Raw genomic sequence first — 14,509 nt, forward strand, 5'->3', positions numbered from 1 at the left:
GTTTTTTATGGACTGCCTATTAAAATGTATGTACGAAGGAATAAAGTTAGAAGAATGTACAAAAAATAACGGAAATGACTTGGAAGGATTGATACCGATGAAAATATTACGTATTGTTGCCGTCCTTAGTGCGTTTTTCGTACTGTTTGGATGCATGAACGATAAGAACGATAATGCACAAACTGATCAGAACACACCACGGCTAACAAAAGTAAATCAAACAGCAAACAGCAAAAAGCCTGAACAGCCAAAAGGATCTCAAGAAATTTCTAAACACCTAGTAGGATTAGCTACGGGTATCCCTGGGGTTGAGGACGCAACTGCAGTCGTACTAGGACCTTATGCAGTCGTTGGGATAGATGTTGATCGAAAGCTTGATAATTCACGTGTAGGATCTATTAAGTACTCAGTAGCAGAATCATTAAAGAATGATCCAAATGGCAAAAACGCGGTTGTTACAGCTGATCCTGACACTGTTGAAAGGCTTCGTCAGATGGGTAGACAGATTCGCCAAGGCCATCCAATCGGCGGAATCATGAAAGAGTTAGCAGGTATTGTGGGACGCTTAATGCCTCAAGTTCCACATAGCATTCAAACGAAAAAGCCGTCACCAACAGAAACAAACAACAGCCAGTTAAATAAAAAGGAAGAAAAGCAGCTTAAGAATCAACAGCAGAAACAGGAAAAGTCTCAAAAAAACCAGCCACAGCGATTGAATGAAAGCTGATTAAAAAATAGGTAATACTCATGAAGGCAGGATATTGGCCTTCATGAGTTTTTTGTTTTCCTATGTAATCATAATTATCACTAAACGATATTGCACCTCATTCATTTAATTTTCCAATTTCTTTATGTTATACTGTTTGAAAGAGGTGAAATACGATGCGTGTAAAATGCGTATTATGCGATACTATAGAAGTCATTGAAAACGAATGCTCACTTGCAAAAAAATTAAGAAACCGACCTATACACACGTTCATGTGCGATCCATGCAGAGAACGAATAACAAGGAAAACTGCCCAGCGTGAATCAACAGGTAATTTTAATTTATACCGAAGCCCGGACACAAATAATGATTGGTAATGGTAAAAGAATAATTTCTTGGATTTTTTATGGTACAGTTGCCGGCATCTTGCTGGCTTGTTTTTTTTACATTACGGAATTATTCTTTAAGATAAAACTTTATACTTTTTTGTTAAACATTGATTTTTTGCCTCTTCCGGATTACATCATCTTTAACGAACCATTGCAATTTGTTTTACACATTTTCATTGCAATTGCTTTAATTGCATGTGTTGATTTAATTTGCGTTGTGTTTAATCACCCTTATTTACTTTCTCTTTTCATAAATATAATAATGTCACTTACCTTCTTTCCTCTTTACTATATAGCAGTCTCAAAGCCTTTCCAGCCCCCATTGACTATGCCCTTTTTTCTATGGCTCATCGGACACATACTTTTTGCTATCCTAATTGGTTTCTTTGTAAATCAGATGCATAAAAAAAACACGGCTGACGCCTAGCCTTAGCGTCAGCCTATTCGAAATGAACAAGTTGGACTTTCTGATCGTGCAAAAAAGGAGTGCTGAATAAATCAGCACTCCTCATTAAACCTAGGTTCATTTTGAATTCCTTCATATAAAGCATCAATTACGTCTATAAAAAACTTTTCCGACCTTTCCATACCATCCACTTCAAACAGCACGATATAATACGGGCCAGAAGTCGAAATAGAAGAAATGTTTACATGGTGGTCCTCATTTAAAATTTCACTAAAAAATTCAAATGTTTCTTTAGCTGCTAGGTCATGGGGTCTTTCTTCATGTACTTTCTTAATGCTCAACCAATTTGAAAGAGCGTCAACAAGCTGCATTACAAAACCCCCTGTCAGCTATTTTCTTTTTTGCTTTGATACAATCTGACTTTGTAAATAATCAAGATGAGTGCAGCTACAATAAGTCCCTCTGCTACCGGCAAGCCGATTCCAAAGAACGCAAGAGGCATACATCCGATTATTAAAAAGAGATAGATCACTGCGGACTTTAAAGGCGGCAGTTTTTTTGCGAATCCTAGCTTAAAAACAATTATACTAAGCACTGTAATGATTAAATATAACAGCAGAAAAGCTCTGACAGGGTCGTTTTCAATCCCTAGCAGCAATGCCATGGATGATGAATCTTCCCCTGTCGCTTTCATAATTTCTTGTTTCTCCACGATTCCCACTCCCGATCGTTAAGAAATACGTTTAGCCTTGAGCAAGCTTCTTTTTCTTCTCTACTCTTTCACGTTCGTTCTTATCAAGAACTTTCTTACGAAGACGAATGCTCTCAGGTGTTACTTCACAATACTCGTCATCGTTCAAGTATTCTAGCGCTTCTTCTAAAGACATGATACGAGGTTTCTTCATGCTTACTGTTTGGTCTTTATTCGCAGAACGCATATTAGTCATCTGCTTCACTTTTACGATGTTAACCGTAATATCATTTTCACGAGTGTGCTCCCCAACGATCATACCCATGTATACTTCTGTTCCTGGCTCAATAAAGATCGTACCGCGGTCTTCAACACCCATGATTCCGTATTGAGATGCTTTTCCGTTTTCCATTGAAACCAATACACCTTGGCGACGTCCACCAACGTTTCCTGCTACCATCGGCTGATAGCTGTCAAACGTATGGTTTAGGATACCGTAACCGCGAGTTTGAGTTAAGAATTCAGTCGTATATCCGATTAATCCGCGAGCAGGAACCATGAATTCAAGACGAACTTGTCCAGAACCATTGTTCACCATATTTTTCATTTCACCTTTACGATCACCTAAAGATTCCATGATAGCACCAGTGTACTCTTCTGGAATGTCAATTTGAACATGTTCAACCGGCTCACATTTTACGCCGTCAATTTCACGAACGATAACTTCAGGTTTTGATACTTGAAGTTCAAATCCTTCACGTCTTAAGTTCTCAATTAAGATTGAAAGGTGAAGCTCACCACGGCCAGAAACTGTCCATACATCTGGAGAATCCGTGTTTTCAACACGAAGACTTACGTCTGTTTCAAGCTCTGACATTAAGCGCTCTTCAATTTTACGGCTTGTTACATATTTACCTTCACGGCCAGCGAACGGTGAGTTGTTAACTAAGAAAGTCATCTTCAAAGTTGGCTCATCGATACGAAGAACAGGAAGGGCTTCCTCTTGGCCTTCAGGACAAACTGTTTCCCCAACGTTGATCTCTTCCATTCCAGAAACAGCAATCAAATCTCCCGCTTTTGCTTCGTTGATTTCAATACGCTTTAGGCCTAAGAAACCAAACAGCTTTGTAACACGGAACTTTTTAACTGATCCATCAAGCTTCATTAATGAAACGGCCTGACCTACTTTAATCGTTCCACGGAATACACGGCCAATACCGATACGTCCAAGATAGTCGTTGTAATCAAGCATCGTAACTTGGAACTGAAGCGGCTCAGCACTGTTATCTTCTGGTGCAGGAATCGTGTCGATAATCGTATCAAGCAGAGCTGTCATATCTTCATCTTGCTTGCTCGGGTCCATTGAAGCAGTCCCTTTAAGTGCTGATGCATATACAACAGGAAATTCTAATTGATCTTCTTCAGCACCCAGTTCAATAAATAGATCGATTACTTCATCTACAACTTCTTCTGGACGTGCAAAATCACGGTCAATTTTATTTACAACTACGATAGGTGTTAACTTTTGCTCAAGTGCTTTTTTCAATACGAAACGAGTTTGTGGCATACATCCTTCGTATGCATCAACCACAAGCAGAACACCATCAACCATTTTCATGATACGTTCCACTTCACCACCGAAATCGGCATGTCCAGGAGTGTCCATGATATTAATGCGTTTCTCGTTATAGTTAATTGCTGTATTTTTAGCTAAGATTGTAATTCCGCGCTCGCGTTCTAAAGCATTGGAATCCATAGCACGTTCATTAACTTGTTCATTGTCACGGAATGTTCCTGATTGATGAAGCAATTTGTCCACCAATGTCGTTTTACCATGGTCAACGTGGGCAATAATTGCTATATTGCGTAAATCATCTCTTCTATTCAAATGTATTCTCTCCTTATATCCTATCTCTTTTTCTTATCATTTTTTGTTCAACTCGACTATTATATCACAAAATTACATAAAGGCTTTTTCTTTTTATCTAAATTCGGTACACTTAATACAGTATAGACAAGTTTTTGGCTTGGAGGTCATCATGAATATTATTTTTTTTATCATTGCACTTTTAACCGCACTTGCAATTAGCGGCATTGGGATCGCTATCGGCGAGAAAAGCTGGTTAATCTTTTTTATATCAATCGTTTCTGTTTTTCTGCTTATGGGATATGGATTTTCTCTTAAAAAAAAGCAAAGAGAGCGTTCTTAATTGAACGTTCTCTTTTCATTAGGCTGTTTTTGTATATACGGTTGTTTTTGTTGGTTGTTGATTTCCGCTCCAGGTTGCTCGCTTTCCATGGGGCGTGCGGTGAGCCTCCTGCCGCTTTGCGCCATTAGGAGTCTCCACCTGACAGATCGTCCCATAGGAGTCTCGCACCTTGCGCTTCAATCAACTGCATAGAAGAGAATAAAAAAACAATCAAAATGCAACAATCTTTTAGAACGAGCCTTTTAAAACTATGACTTTTAAGGTTCGATTTAAAACTTTTGAGTTAACTGCTCTACGATTTCTTTATGCAAACCAGGTTTAGCGGCAAGTATGCTGTTTTGTTCGAGAAGCTGTATCGTCTCTCCGTCAGTTCTACTAACAATTCCACCCACTTCTTGCAGAAGTATTAATCCCGCCGCGAAATCCCATGGTGACAGTCTTAACGTCATATAGGCATCTAATTTTCCGGATGCAACATACGCAAGTTCAATTGCAGCTGAACCATACGATCGAGTTCCTCTGGATTTTCTAATAATCTGCTGTACATTCTCATGGTTGATGCGTCTGTTAGGTCCCGCCCATGTAGCGTTCACACCTACTACTGCCTCAGATAATGTAACATTCTCTAATCTCGGTAATTTTTTATCGTTTAAGTATGCCCCTTCACCTTCTTTAGCAAAGTAAAGGTTATTTCCCTCAACATCGTAAATTAATCCTAATTTTCCGATCCCGTTTTCATAAATACCTATTGAAATCGCAAAATTGGCTTGTTGGTGAATAAAGTTCGTCGTACCATCGATAGGATCGATAATCCAAATGATACCCGATTTTCCTTCTATCTGATCGCCATACCCTTCTTCACCAAGAACTTTATGAGTCGGATAGGTATGCTGTATCTTATCAATAAAAAACTTTTCAATGCTTTTGTCCATATCCGTGACTAGATCCGCGATATGTGATTTATATGTAATCGTTAACGTGTTCTCAAAAGAATCCTTAAGTAACTGTGCTGCTTCAAGTGTCCATGTCTTTAGATGTTTTTCTATAGATTTAATTTCCTCATTAGTCACGTTATCACCCCTTACCTTTCTTACTAGTATAAGTCAATTTCATCTTCTTCACAAAAAAACGAACCATCCGTTCATGATGGATTCGTTTTTGTTATCCGCTATCCGTTTGCATCATGCTTCTAATCTCACGAGCTCCAGCCTTAATCGTTCGAGCTTACGTTTAGATTCATTGATCTGCTTCTGATCTTTTAACTTCAAAGCATCAAACAAAGTAGCTAACTCATAATCAATCTCAAGTTTCAAAACTGGAATTCTTCTTTCTGCATCCGTTCTTTTTAATGTATTCATTACTTGTTTCATTTTACCGGCACATCCTTTCTTTTCTCTTATTATTCGTTTCTTTATTTTATGAAGTAGCCATGTATATGGAAACGGCTCTTTGCAGAATCTATTGCAAACATTTTTTTAAAAACAGTTCGATATGATAAACTTCTTTGTAGCACTTGATAATCAGGAGGAAAATTTTCATGACATTCAATGGATTTAAAGCCCAAGATTTTAACGTTTTCCAAACACCTGGCCTTGATGATCGTATGGAACAAATCATCAGCCAAATCAGGCCTAAGTTGGAGACACTCGGTAATAGATATTCTGAGGAACTGACTGCTTTCACTGGAGAAGAGATGTTTTTCCATGTTGCTAAGCATGCTAGAAGAACTGTAAATCCTCCAAAGGATACATGGGTTGCTTTTGCTCCTAATAAAAGAGGTTACAAAATGCTGCCACATTTTCAGATCGGACTTTGGGAAACACATGTTTTCATCTGGTTTGCTCTCATTTACGAAGCACCTATAAAAGGTTCGTACGGAAAAGTCTTCCTCAAGAACCTAAACAAGATTAAAAAGGACATTCCTAATGATTTTGTTTGGTCAGATGATCATATGAAACCAGAAAGTTATACTCATCTTGAAGTCAAGAAGGAACGATTAGAAGAAATGGCAAACCGGCTTAGTACCGTAAAAAAAGCAGAATTGCTTTGTGGCGTCCGTATTGAAAAAGACGAAGCTGTAAAGATGAGTGCTGATGACTGGTACGAGCGTATTACTGAAACCTTTAAAACGCTCTTACCCCTATATAACTTAAAGAAAAAGCTGTAATAAAAATAGTGGCAGGAAGCAGAAGTTTAGCTGCTTCTTACCACTAGTATATTGCCGTACAACATAAATGTATGGGTATGTATCCTTATTGTTAGAAAAGTGTTAGAAAAGGTTGTTTAATTTTTGTTTAAGGGTTTCTGATTCTGCTATTATTCTTTGAAACAGTTCTTCTACGCTTGGAATATCCTTAATCCTGCCTACAATTTGTCCAGCCCAGCCAAAGCCTTCATCATCTTTTCCTTCATATATAAACTTTTGGTTTGCTTCTCCACTTATATAGTTCTTTAAATGTTCGTAAGTCCCATCTTTCATTTCCTCTTCTAAAATCTTTAAGGCAAACTCCGTGCGCAACGTTCGGCCCGGCATTCCTAAAACCCTTTTAATAACAACCGTATCGATTTCAGAGCTTTCGACAACGAGTCTTTTGTATTCTGAATGTGCATGTACACATTCCTTTGTTGCGATAAATCTTGTTCCCATCTCAATTCCTTCTGCTCCAAGAGCCAACGCAGCCATGAGTCCTTTACCATCAGCTATTCCTCCAGAGGCAATAACGGGAATGGTTACACTCTCAGCAACTTGAGGAACTAACACAAACGTACCTGTATCATCCTTGCCTATATGCCCGCCGCCTTCTTGTCCTACAGCCATGACTGCATCTGCACCTGACTTTTCTGCTTTTTTTGCTTGGCGCACACTTGAAACGAGGACAAGCGTTTTTATATTTGTATCTTTAAGGCGGTCTAGAACAGGGGTAGGATTTCCCCCAGTTATACTAATTACATCAACATCTTCATCAATCGCAACTTCCAGCATTTCTTCATAAGATCTGCCATGCTGGCCAATTGCGAAGTTTACTCCAAAAGGACGTGAAGTTAGTCTCTTTGTTTTCTGGATCTCTTCTCTTAATGAGTGATGATCCGGCAACGACATCGCTGTAATCTGACCTAACCCCCCTGCATTTGATACGGCTGAAGCAAGTTCCGAATAAGCTAAGTATGCAAGTCCGCCTTGTATAATCGGAAGTTCAATATTTAATAATGCTGTTAGTCTAGTGTTCAATTTTATTCCTCCCTGAAAATTAAATCATTTACTTACATCTTCATGCATTTTCTGTTATACTTCTTTTGTTTTATAAAATATCTGTTTTCACAAATTTTGTTGCTTTTGGAAGTGGTTGATTTCCGTTTCAGGTGCTCCTATCAACAATGTTTTAGAAATGAGCCTTTAAATTAAGTTCACTATAGATGAGGTGTAGTATAAATTGTCTCAACATGAAACTCCTTTATTTACTGGTTTGCGTGAACACGCAAACAAAAATCCACTGCAGTTTCACATTCCAGGCCATAAAAAAGGCCAAGGTATGGACGAAGAATTCAAAGATTTTATTGGACCTAATGCTTTATCAATTGATTTAATTAACATTACTCCCCTTGATGACCTTCATCACCCAAAAGGGATGATTAAAAAGGCTCAAGCTCTAGCAGCACAAGCTTTTGGTGCAGATCACACATTTTTCTCTGTACAAGGAACTAGCGGAGCGATCATGACGATGATTATGTCAGTTGTTTCTCCAGGAGACAAGATCTTAGTGCCAAGAAACGTCCATAAGTCTATTATGACAGCAATCGTTTTTTCAGGTGCAACACCTATCTTTATTCATCCTGAAATCGATCCAGAGTTAGGGATTTCACACGGTATCACACCTGACAGCGTAGAAAAGGCCTTAAATCAACATCCAGACACAAAAGCTGTACTCGTGATCAACCCTACTTATTTTGGTTTTGCAGCTGACTTAAAAGGAATTGTCGATATTGCACACCGATTCAATGTACCTGTACTTGTTGATGAGGCGCATGGTGTTTTGATTCATTTTCATGATCACATGCCACTATCCGCAATGCAAGCAGGTGCCGATATGGCTGCTACAAGCGTTCATAAATTAGGAGGATCTTTAACAGGCAGTTCCATTTTAAATGTAAGAGAAGGACTTGTCTCTCCTGAACGTGTCCAGACGATTTTAAGTATGATGACAACAACTTCAACTTCTTATATCCTGCTTGCGTCACTAGATGCGGCAAGAAGACGACTAGCGACTGAGGGATATACGCTAATCGAAAAAACGATTTCATTAGCCAATGATACAAGAGCGAAAATTAATGAAATTCCCAATCTTTATTGTGTAGGGGAAGAAAAGCTTGGTACATCTGCTACATTTGATTACGATCCATCCAAACTATTAATTTCTGTAAAAGATCTTGGTATTACAGGATATGAAGCAGAGACGTGGCTTCGTAAAAATTACAATATTGAAGTTGAGCTATCAGATCTGTATAACATTTTATGTTTAATCACAACTGCAGATCATGAAAAAGATACGATGGTTCTTATTGAAGCATTAACAAAACTTTCGGCAGAAAAAAGTTCATCTAAAAATGATGAAATTAAATCGATTCCCGTACACGTACCTGATATTCCAGTTCTTGCACTATCCCCACGAGACGCTTTCTACGCAAATACAGAAAGTGTGCCGTTTGAAGAATCAGCAGGAAGAATTATTGCAGAGTTTGTTATGGTATACCCGCCTGGAATCCCGATTTTTATACCAGGTGAAATTATTACTCAAGAAAACTTGGATTATATAAAAGAAAACCTTGAAGCAGGTCTCCCTGTTCAAGGACCGGAAGATGCAGAAATAAAATATTTAAAAGTTATTCAAGAGCAAGTTGCTATCCGTTAGTAACAGATATTTCCACAAAAAAAGAAGACCCTGCAGGGTCTTCTTTTTTACTTTTCTAAGTTAGCCTGTTCTTGGCAATGTGGACATTTGTTTGAATACAAAGTTGTTACTTTTTCCTCTTCAAAATGCTCTATTGTTGTTTCACACGTTTGGCAAATGATTACACCCATCCGATCCATCTCCCTTCACATTTTGAAAGCGCTTACGTTTATACCTATATATTATTATGTCACATTTAGTTTGTCAATACATTTAGTATAACACATTAAAAAAATGTGCTCATTAATCATATTGTTCGATAACAGGAATATGCGGGACCGCTTCTTCAAAGAAAAGTGCAAGATCTTCCGCTTCTTTAAGGGTCTTAATATGAAAAACCTGTCGGATATATTCCAAGTTCCTCATATCATTTGAATCTAATAAAGCCGACCTTCCCGTTTGCATACAAACCACTAAAGGCTTGCCAAAAAACATATTTGTGTAAACAATACCAAAATCATATCTTACTGTATCTGTAGTAAAACCTACAAACCGTACATTTACGGATTCACTCTCGTCATACAATTTTTCAAACCATTCCATGTTATCCCTCCTCGTATGATTTCACTGTTCATCGATCGGGCTGCGTATAACCTGCTATAAATAAATGAGGTATACTAATAGGACTGCAATTGAATGTAAGAGTAATTCCCTTAAATCTGGATATTCAAACTCCAATTTGTCAAAATCTTCTTAAAATATGATATACTATTCTATGTATAAACGCCTTTAAAAATGACTAACTGGAGTGAGTTATATGTCTCAAAACGCCTATATAAAGCTTGTTCCCGCTTCTGAAAAACAAGTTATCACAATAGAAGAAGTGAAAGACTTACTCATCTACTACCGTTCTATCACCTCAAAAACAGGGGACCAATTATCATGGGGTTATTCTGAAGCGGCCTTTCCCTATACAATTGAGGAAAAAGAAGAAGCGGACCACAAATGGTTTTATTTAAAAGGGATAGATCCACAGAAAAATAAGTATATCTTAATCGGTGTAGGAGAAGAAAAACTGGCCGATTCAGAAGAAATGGTGAACTACATTCAAGTGTCACTAACTGATATTTCTACTCATGGAGACAAGGGAAAAGCCAATGAGTTTTGTAAGTTTTTAGCTTCAAAACTGAAAGGCGAACTCCACCTTTTTAACGGCAGAGTGATGTATTATTATCCGAAGAAATAGAAACAATTCTTTATTAGCTTTGTTGTTCTTATTAGCAGTTTTCGTTAAATCTTCGATGTTCTTGAAAGTGGTTGATATCCGTTCCAGGTGCTCGCTTTCCGCGGGGCAGGCGGTGAGCCACATTCGTACGTTTCACTCTTAAGTGTCTCACCTGCCAGCCTGTCCCGCAGGAGTCTTACACCTTGCACTACTATCAACTTGCAAATGGAGAAAAGCTAAGACAAATAAGCTGAAATCTTTCTCCTAGTATATTAAAGAAGAATTGACAGTATAAGCCCTTAAGCTAGTCAGTTAATTACAGAGACACTACAACTACACTTTACTTTTAAAACAACAATTATTAGTGTTAAAACCCCATTTTCGAATAGGAAGTCCAATCATATGATTGGACTTCCTATTTTATTTTTACTACAATGTAAACTTTCGGGCCCTTAGGGGAAAATATAAAGAATACATATTGAGAAAGGATGTGACGAAATGAAAAAACAACCTAATACTGTTTTTATCGTTTCACTATTGATTTCTATCGTTTTTATTATTATAGGAAGTTTATTTCCTGCCGAATTCCAAACAAAAGCTACAGCAATCCAAAATTTCTTGCAAGAGAAATTTGGCTGGTTCTATCTACTTTCCGCTACAAGCTTTTTAATCTTTGTTCTTTATTTAGCTTTTAGCAGGTACGGAAAAATTAAACTTGGAGAACCAGATGAAAAACCCGAATACCATACCGTTACGTGGTTTGCCATGTTATTCAGTGCCGGAATGGGAATTGGTCTTGTATTTTGGGGTGTAGCAGAACCAATAAGCCATTTCTATACTCCACCTTCAGGAGAAGGCGGAAATGCAGCCTCAGCACAAGCCGCTCTTAGGTATAGCTTCTTTCACTGGGGATTACATCCATGGGCAATTTACACGCTCATCGGGTTATCGCTTGCTTATTTTAAATTTAGAAAAGGAGCTCCAGGTTTAATCAGCTCCATCTTCACGCCGTTAATAGGAGATAAAGTAAATGGACCTATTGGTAAAACAATCGATATTATCGCTGTATTCGCTACTATTTTTGGGGTTGCAACATCACTCGGACTTGGGGCAGTACAAATAAGCGGAGGTATTTCATATTTAACGAATATAGCTAATAACTTTACAACACAGTTGATTATTATTGCTATTGTTACGATATTATTTACTCTATCTGCGCAAACAGGATTGAACAAAGGTATTAAATACTTAAGTAACCTTAATATTTTTCTAGCTGTCTTACTAATGGCTTTCTTGCTCTTTGCATCATCTACAAACTTTATTATGGACGTATTTGTACAGTCATTAGGAAATTACCTTCAATATTTGCCTAGTATGAGTTTGAAGTTAAGTCCGTTTCGTCCTAGTGAAGCTGGATGGATACAAGGTTGGACCGTCTTTTATTGGGCGTGGTGGATTGCTTGGGCACCTTTCGTCGGTACCTTTATCGCACGTGTATCTAAAGGAAGAACCATTCGCGAGTTCATATTAGGAGTATTGTTGGTTCCAACCGTTTTCGGAGCTCTTTGGTTTTCTATTTTTGGAGGAGCAGCATTACATCTGGAGATTTTCAACAATGTTGGTTTGAATAAAATCATTACAGATAAAGGGACTGAGGTTGCTTTATTCGCATTATTTGAAAACTTGCCTTTTGGAACGATCATGTCAATGCTTGCTATATTCTTGATCAGTACGTTCTTTATTACATCTGCTGATTCAGCTACATTTGTACTTGGTATGCAAACGAGCCATGGCCGTTTAAATCCTTCCTCTATGACAAAGTTTATCTGGGGAATAGTTATTGCAGCTGCAGCAGCAATCCTTCTGTATTCCGGTGGTTTAGAGGCGTTACAAACAGCTTCCATCATTGCTGCATTTCCATTTGCGTTTGTTTTGATCTTTATGATGTTTTCTCTTCAAAAAGCTTTATCTGAAGAGAAAAAATAATACTGAAACTAAATGAACAAAAGTTTACCCGTTACATAAATAACGGTTAATGAAATTGTAATATGGAATGCCACTGCCCTATTTTGAATGAATCGGTATGCCACTAAGAAGTTGAAATATCCAAACATCAGCAATAGGATCGTTTCGTAAAAACTATGATCATGGTGCGAAAGAAAAAGAACGATTGAATATCCGCACCACATTACAAATTGAATAAGTATACTAAACAATACGTTCATCTTGTCCTCCGTGTACTTCATTATAATTAAAGGGTATGACAGATTTTGCAATATATGATTGAATGAAAAAGGCTGGTTTTCCAATCTTTGTCGCTCTAGAATGTGGTTGATTTCCGTTACAGGATGCTCGCTTTCCGGGGGGCGTGCGGTGAGCCTCCTCGTCGCTTTGCGACCTTAGGAGTCTCACCTGTCCCGCTAATCCCCCAGGAGTCTCGCACCTTGCACTACAATCAACTTTTCAATGAAGATGCTTTGCTCCGAGGTAAAAGACTTAAAAACAACAACCTTATAGAAAAGAGACATAAAAAAACCCCCTTGCAAGCTGAAATTACAGCCTGCAAGGGGGTTTTGTTTTATTTATTTTACGATATGAACTGGAAGTCCGATCGCAACTTCAGCTGCTTCCATAGAAATTTCTCCGAAAGTTGGATGCGCATGGATCGTCATAGCAATATCTTCAGCAGTCATTCCTGCTTCAATTGCTAATCCTAATTCAGCGATCATATCAGATGCATTTCCACCAGCAATTTGAGCTCCTAAAACGAGTCCATCTTCTTTACGAGTGATAAGTTTCATGAAACCATCTGTTTCGTTCATAGATAGAGCACGTCCGTTAGCTGCGAATGGGAATTTAGAAGCTTTCACTTCATATCCTGCTTCTTTTGCTGACTTTTCATCATAACCTACAGAAGCTAGTTCTGGGTCTGTGAATACGACAGCAGGAATAGCTAAGTAATCAATTTCAGCTGCATGTCCTGAGATTACTTCAGCTGCTACTTTACCTTCATAAGATGCCTTATGAGCAAGAGCTGGACCTTCAACTACATCACCGATTGCATAGATGCCGTTAACGCTTGTTTGAGCTTTCTTGTTGATCTTGATAAGACCGCGTTCAGTCATTTCAACACCAACTTGCTCAAGACCAAGTTCTTCAGTGTTTGGACGGCGTCCAACTGTTACAAGTACATAATCTGCTTCAAAAGTTTTTGACTCACCTTTGATTTCAGCTGTTACAGTAACACCGTCTTTTGTTTCTTCTACGCCTTTAGCCATTGCTTCAGTAAATACTTCCACATTGCCTTTTTTCTTCAAGCGCTTTGAAACAACTTGACTCATCTGCTTTTCGAACCCTGGAAGGATTTGTTTTCCACCTTCAAGGATTGTTACTTCAGTACCAAAGTTAGCATAAGCCGTTCCAAGCTCCATTCCAATATATCCGCCACCGATAACTACCATCTTCTTAGGGATTTCTTTAAGAGCAAGAGCTCCTGTAGAAGAGATAATACGGTCACTCCATTTGAAACCTGGGATTTCAATAGGACGTGATCCAGTAGCGATGATCGCATTTTTGAACGTGTAAGTTTGAGAGTTTTTCTCATCCATGATACGTACAGTGTTTTCATTTACGAAATAAGCTTCACCACGAAGGATTTCCACTTTATTTCCTTTTAAAAGTCCTTCTACTCCGCCAGTAAGCTTCTTAACGATGCCTGCTTTCCAGTCTTGAACTTTGCTGAAATCAACTTTTACGTTTTCAACAGTAATACCCATATCTTCTGAGTGATTAGCATGTTCTACACGGTGACCTGCATTAATTAAAGCTTTTGATGGAATACAACCAACGTTCAAACAAACGCCGCCCATTTCTGCCTTTTCCGCAATAGCCACTTTTTGTCCTAATTGTGCAGCGCGAATAGCCGCAACATATCCCCCAGGACCTGAACCAATAACAAGTGTGTCTAACTCAATTGGAAAATCTCCTACTACCATC

19 protein-coding genes are annotated in these 14,509 nt (G+C 38.3%); 8 read left to right on the forward strand and 11 right to left on the reverse strand.

All coding sequences use genetic code 11. The annotated features are described in order from the left end of the window. The first annotated feature begins 97 nt into the window (after positions 1–97). The 3 genes from QUF49_RS11825 to QUF49_RS11835 all read left to right on the forward strand — a co-directional run bounded on the left by QUF49_RS11825 (position 98) and on the right by QUF49_RS11835 (position 1,522). A complete protein-coding gene (locus QUF49_RS11825) occupies positions 98–727 on the forward strand; it encodes a YhcN/YlaJ family sporulation lipoprotein (protein ID WP_289497642.1) in 630 nt (209 codons plus the stop codon). 155 nt (positions 728–882) lie between these two features. Then, positions 883–1,083, forward strand: coding sequence for a YlaI family protein (locus QUF49_RS11830; RefSeq protein WP_289495824.1), 201 nt, complete (start codon positions 883–885; stop codon positions 1,081–1,083). Continuing rightward, on the forward strand, positions 1,025–1,522 hold the full coding sequence (locus tag QUF49_RS11835; RefSeq protein ID WP_289497722.1) for a hypothetical protein: 498 nt from the start codon (positions 1,025–1,027) through the stop codon (positions 1,520–1,522). The genes QUF49_RS11830 and QUF49_RS11835 overlap by 59 nt, the downstream gene beginning before the upstream one ends. A 71-nt stretch (positions 1,523–1,593) precedes the next feature. Here QUF49_RS11835 and QUF49_RS11840 read toward each other — a convergent pair whose 3' ends face one another. The 3 genes from QUF49_RS11840 to typA all read right to left on the reverse strand — a co-directional run bounded on the left by QUF49_RS11840 (position 1,594) and on the right by typA (position 4,080). Further along, positions 1,594–1,872 carry a hypothetical protein gene (locus tag QUF49_RS11840; protein ID WP_289495825.1) on the reverse strand — a complete coding sequence of 93 codons (279 nt, stop codon included), beginning with the start codon at positions 1,870–1,872 and terminating at the stop codon, positions 1,594–1,596. 14 nt (positions 1,873–1,886) lie between these two features. Beyond that, positions 1,887–2,165, reverse strand: coding sequence for a YlaH-like family protein (locus QUF49_RS11845; protein ID WP_289497643.1), 279 nt, complete (start codon positions 2,163–2,165; stop codon positions 1,887–1,889). A 79-nt stretch (positions 2,166–2,244) separates the two neighbouring features. Continuing rightward, complete coding sequence (gene typA, locus QUF49_RS11850) at positions 2,245–4,080, reverse strand: translational GTPase TypA (protein ID WP_197194509.1); 1,836 nt, start codon at positions 4,078–4,080, stop codon at positions 2,245–2,247. 151 nt (positions 4,081–4,231) lie between these two features. On the opposite strand from typA, the gene QUF49_RS11855 reads away from it, so the two are divergent. Further along, a complete protein-coding gene (locus tag QUF49_RS11855; protein ID WP_289495826.1) occupies positions 4,232–4,402 on the forward strand; it encodes a DUF5325 family protein in 171 nt (56 codons plus the stop codon). Between the two features lie 18 nt (positions 4,403–4,420). Here the strand turns inward: QUF49_RS11855 and QUF49_RS11860 are convergent, their stop codons facing one another. The 3 genes from QUF49_RS11860 to QUF49_RS11870 all read right to left on the reverse strand — a co-directional run bounded on the left by QUF49_RS11860 (position 4,421) and on the right by QUF49_RS11870 (position 5,772). Beyond that, positions 4,421–4,570 (reverse strand): hypothetical protein, encoded by a 150-nt coding sequence (locus tag QUF49_RS11860; protein ID WP_289495827.1) that lies wholly within the window; start codon positions 4,568–4,570, stop codon positions 4,421–4,423. 101 nt (positions 4,571–4,671) lie between these two features. Further along, positions 4,672–5,472: an inositol monophosphatase family protein gene (locus QUF49_RS11865; RefSeq protein ID WP_289495828.1), complete on the reverse strand. Its 801-nt coding sequence runs from the start codon at positions 5,470–5,472 to the stop codon at positions 4,672–4,674. 111 nt (positions 5,473–5,583) lie between these two features. Continuing rightward, a complete protein-coding gene (locus QUF49_RS11870) occupies positions 5,584–5,772 on the reverse strand; it encodes a hypothetical protein (protein WP_066245840.1) in 189 nt (62 codons plus the stop codon). A 167-nt stretch (positions 5,773–5,939) separates the two neighbouring features. Between QUF49_RS11870 and QUF49_RS11875 the strand changes: the two genes are divergently transcribed. After that, positions 5,940–6,569 (forward strand): YktB family protein, encoded by a 630-nt coding sequence (locus QUF49_RS11875; protein WP_289495829.1) that lies wholly within the window; start codon positions 5,940–5,942, stop codon positions 6,567–6,569. A 102-nt stretch (positions 6,570–6,671) separates the two neighbouring features. On the opposite strand, the gene QUF49_RS11880 is transcribed toward QUF49_RS11875, so the two are convergent. Then, positions 6,672–7,637, reverse strand: a complete 966-nt coding sequence (locus QUF49_RS11880; protein WP_289497644.1) for an NAD(P)H-dependent flavin oxidoreductase — start codon at positions 7,635–7,637, stop codon at positions 6,672–6,674. Between the two features lie 196 nt (positions 7,638–7,833). On the opposite strand from QUF49_RS11880, the gene QUF49_RS11885 reads away from it, so the two are divergent. Continuing rightward, positions 7,834–9,309 (forward strand): aminotransferase class I/II-fold pyridoxal phosphate-dependent enzyme, encoded by a 1,476-nt coding sequence (locus QUF49_RS11885; RefSeq protein WP_289495830.1) that lies wholly within the window; start codon positions 7,834–7,836, stop codon positions 9,307–9,309. Between the two features lie 47 nt (positions 9,310–9,356). Here the strand turns inward: QUF49_RS11885 and QUF49_RS11890 are convergent, their stop codons facing one another. Together QUF49_RS11890 and QUF49_RS11895 are read right to left on the reverse strand one after the other, a co-directional pair. Beyond that, complete coding sequence (locus QUF49_RS11890) at positions 9,357–9,479, reverse strand: GapA-binding peptide SR1P (RefSeq protein ID WP_289495831.1); 123 nt, start codon at positions 9,477–9,479, stop codon at positions 9,357–9,359. A gap of 112 nt (positions 9,480–9,591) precedes the next feature. Beyond that, entirely contained in the window at positions 9,592–9,891 is a 300-nt protein-coding gene (locus QUF49_RS11895) for a DUF3055 domain-containing protein (protein ID WP_289495832.1), read from the reverse strand. 214 nt (positions 9,892–10,105) lie between these two features. On the opposite strand from QUF49_RS11895, the gene QUF49_RS11900 reads away from it, so the two are divergent. Further along, entirely contained in the window at positions 10,106–10,534 is a 429-nt protein-coding gene (locus QUF49_RS11900) for a DUF1885 family protein (protein WP_289495833.1), read from the forward strand. Positions 10,535–11,011: 477 nt separating this feature from the next. Then, positions 11,012–12,499, forward strand: coding sequence for a glycine betaine uptake BCCT transporter (locus tag QUF49_RS11905; protein ID WP_289495834.1), 1,488 nt, complete (start codon positions 11,012–11,014; stop codon positions 12,497–12,499). Between the two features lie 8 nt (positions 12,500–12,507). Here QUF49_RS11905 and QUF49_RS11910 read toward each other — a convergent pair whose 3' ends face one another. Beyond that, positions 12,508–12,738, reverse strand: a complete 231-nt coding sequence (locus QUF49_RS11910; RefSeq protein ID WP_289495835.1) for a hypothetical protein — start codon at positions 12,736–12,738, stop codon at positions 12,508–12,510. Positions 12,739–13,095: 357 nt separating this feature from the next. Continuing rightward, a complete protein-coding gene (lpdA, locus tag QUF49_RS11915) occupies positions 13,096–14,508 on the reverse strand; it encodes a dihydrolipoyl dehydrogenase (protein WP_289495836.1) in 1,413 nt (470 codons plus the stop codon). Between the last annotated feature and the right edge of the window lies 1 nt (position 14,509).

The sequence above is a fragment of the Fictibacillus sp. b24 genome (assembly GCF_030348825.1).
GTDB lineage: Bacteria > Bacillota > Bacilli > Bacillales > Fictibacillaceae > Fictibacillus.

Bases quoted from the DNA above. Each gene is read 5' to 3' on its own strand.
- QUF49_RS11825 (WP_289497642.1), top strand. From the start codon at position 98: ATGAAAATATTACGTATTGTTGCCGTCCTTAGTGCGTTTTTCGTACTG.
- QUF49_RS11830 (WP_289495824.1), top strand. From the start codon at position 883: ATGCGTGTAAAATGCGTATTATGCGATACTATAGAAGTCATTGAAAAC.
- QUF49_RS11840 (WP_289495825.1), bottom strand. From the start codon at position 1,872: ATGCAGCTTGTTGACGCTCTTTCAAATTGGTTGAGCATTAAGAAAGTA.
- QUF49_RS11845 (WP_289497643.1), bottom strand. From the start codon at position 2,165: ATGGCATTGCTGCTAGGGATTGAAAACGACCCTGTCAGAGCTTTTCTG.
- QUF49_RS11855 (WP_289495826.1), top strand. From the start codon at position 4,232: ATGAATATTATTTTTTTTATCATTGCACTTTTAACCGCACTTGCAATT.
- QUF49_RS11870 (WP_066245840.1), bottom strand. From the start codon at position 5,772: ATGAAACAAGTAATGAATACATTAAAAAGAACGGATGCAGAAAGAAGA.
- QUF49_RS11875 (WP_289495829.1), top strand. From the start codon at position 5,940: ATGACATTCAATGGATTTAAAGCCCAAGATTTTAACGTTTTCCAAACA.
- QUF49_RS11890 (WP_289495831.1), bottom strand. From the start codon at position 9,479: ATGGGTGTAATCATTTGCCAAACGTGTGAAACAACAATAGAGCATTTT.
- QUF49_RS11895 (WP_289495832.1), bottom strand. From the start codon at position 9,891: ATGGAATGGTTTGAAAAATTGTATGACGAGAGTGAATCCGTAAATGTA.
- QUF49_RS11900 (WP_289495833.1), top strand. From the start codon at position 10,106: ATGTCTCAAAACGCCTATATAAAGCTTGTTCCCGCTTCTGAAAAACAA.
- QUF49_RS11905 (WP_289495834.1), top strand. From the start codon at position 11,012: ATGAAAAAACAACCTAATACTGTTTTTATCGTTTCACTATTGATTTCT.
- QUF49_RS11910 (WP_289495835.1), bottom strand. From the start codon at position 12,738: ATGAACGTATTGTTTAGTATACTTATTCAATTTGTAATGTGGTGCGGA.
- lpdA (WP_289495836.1), bottom strand. From the start codon at position 14,508: ATGGTAGTAGGAGATTTTCCAATTGAGTTAGACACACTTGTTATTGGT.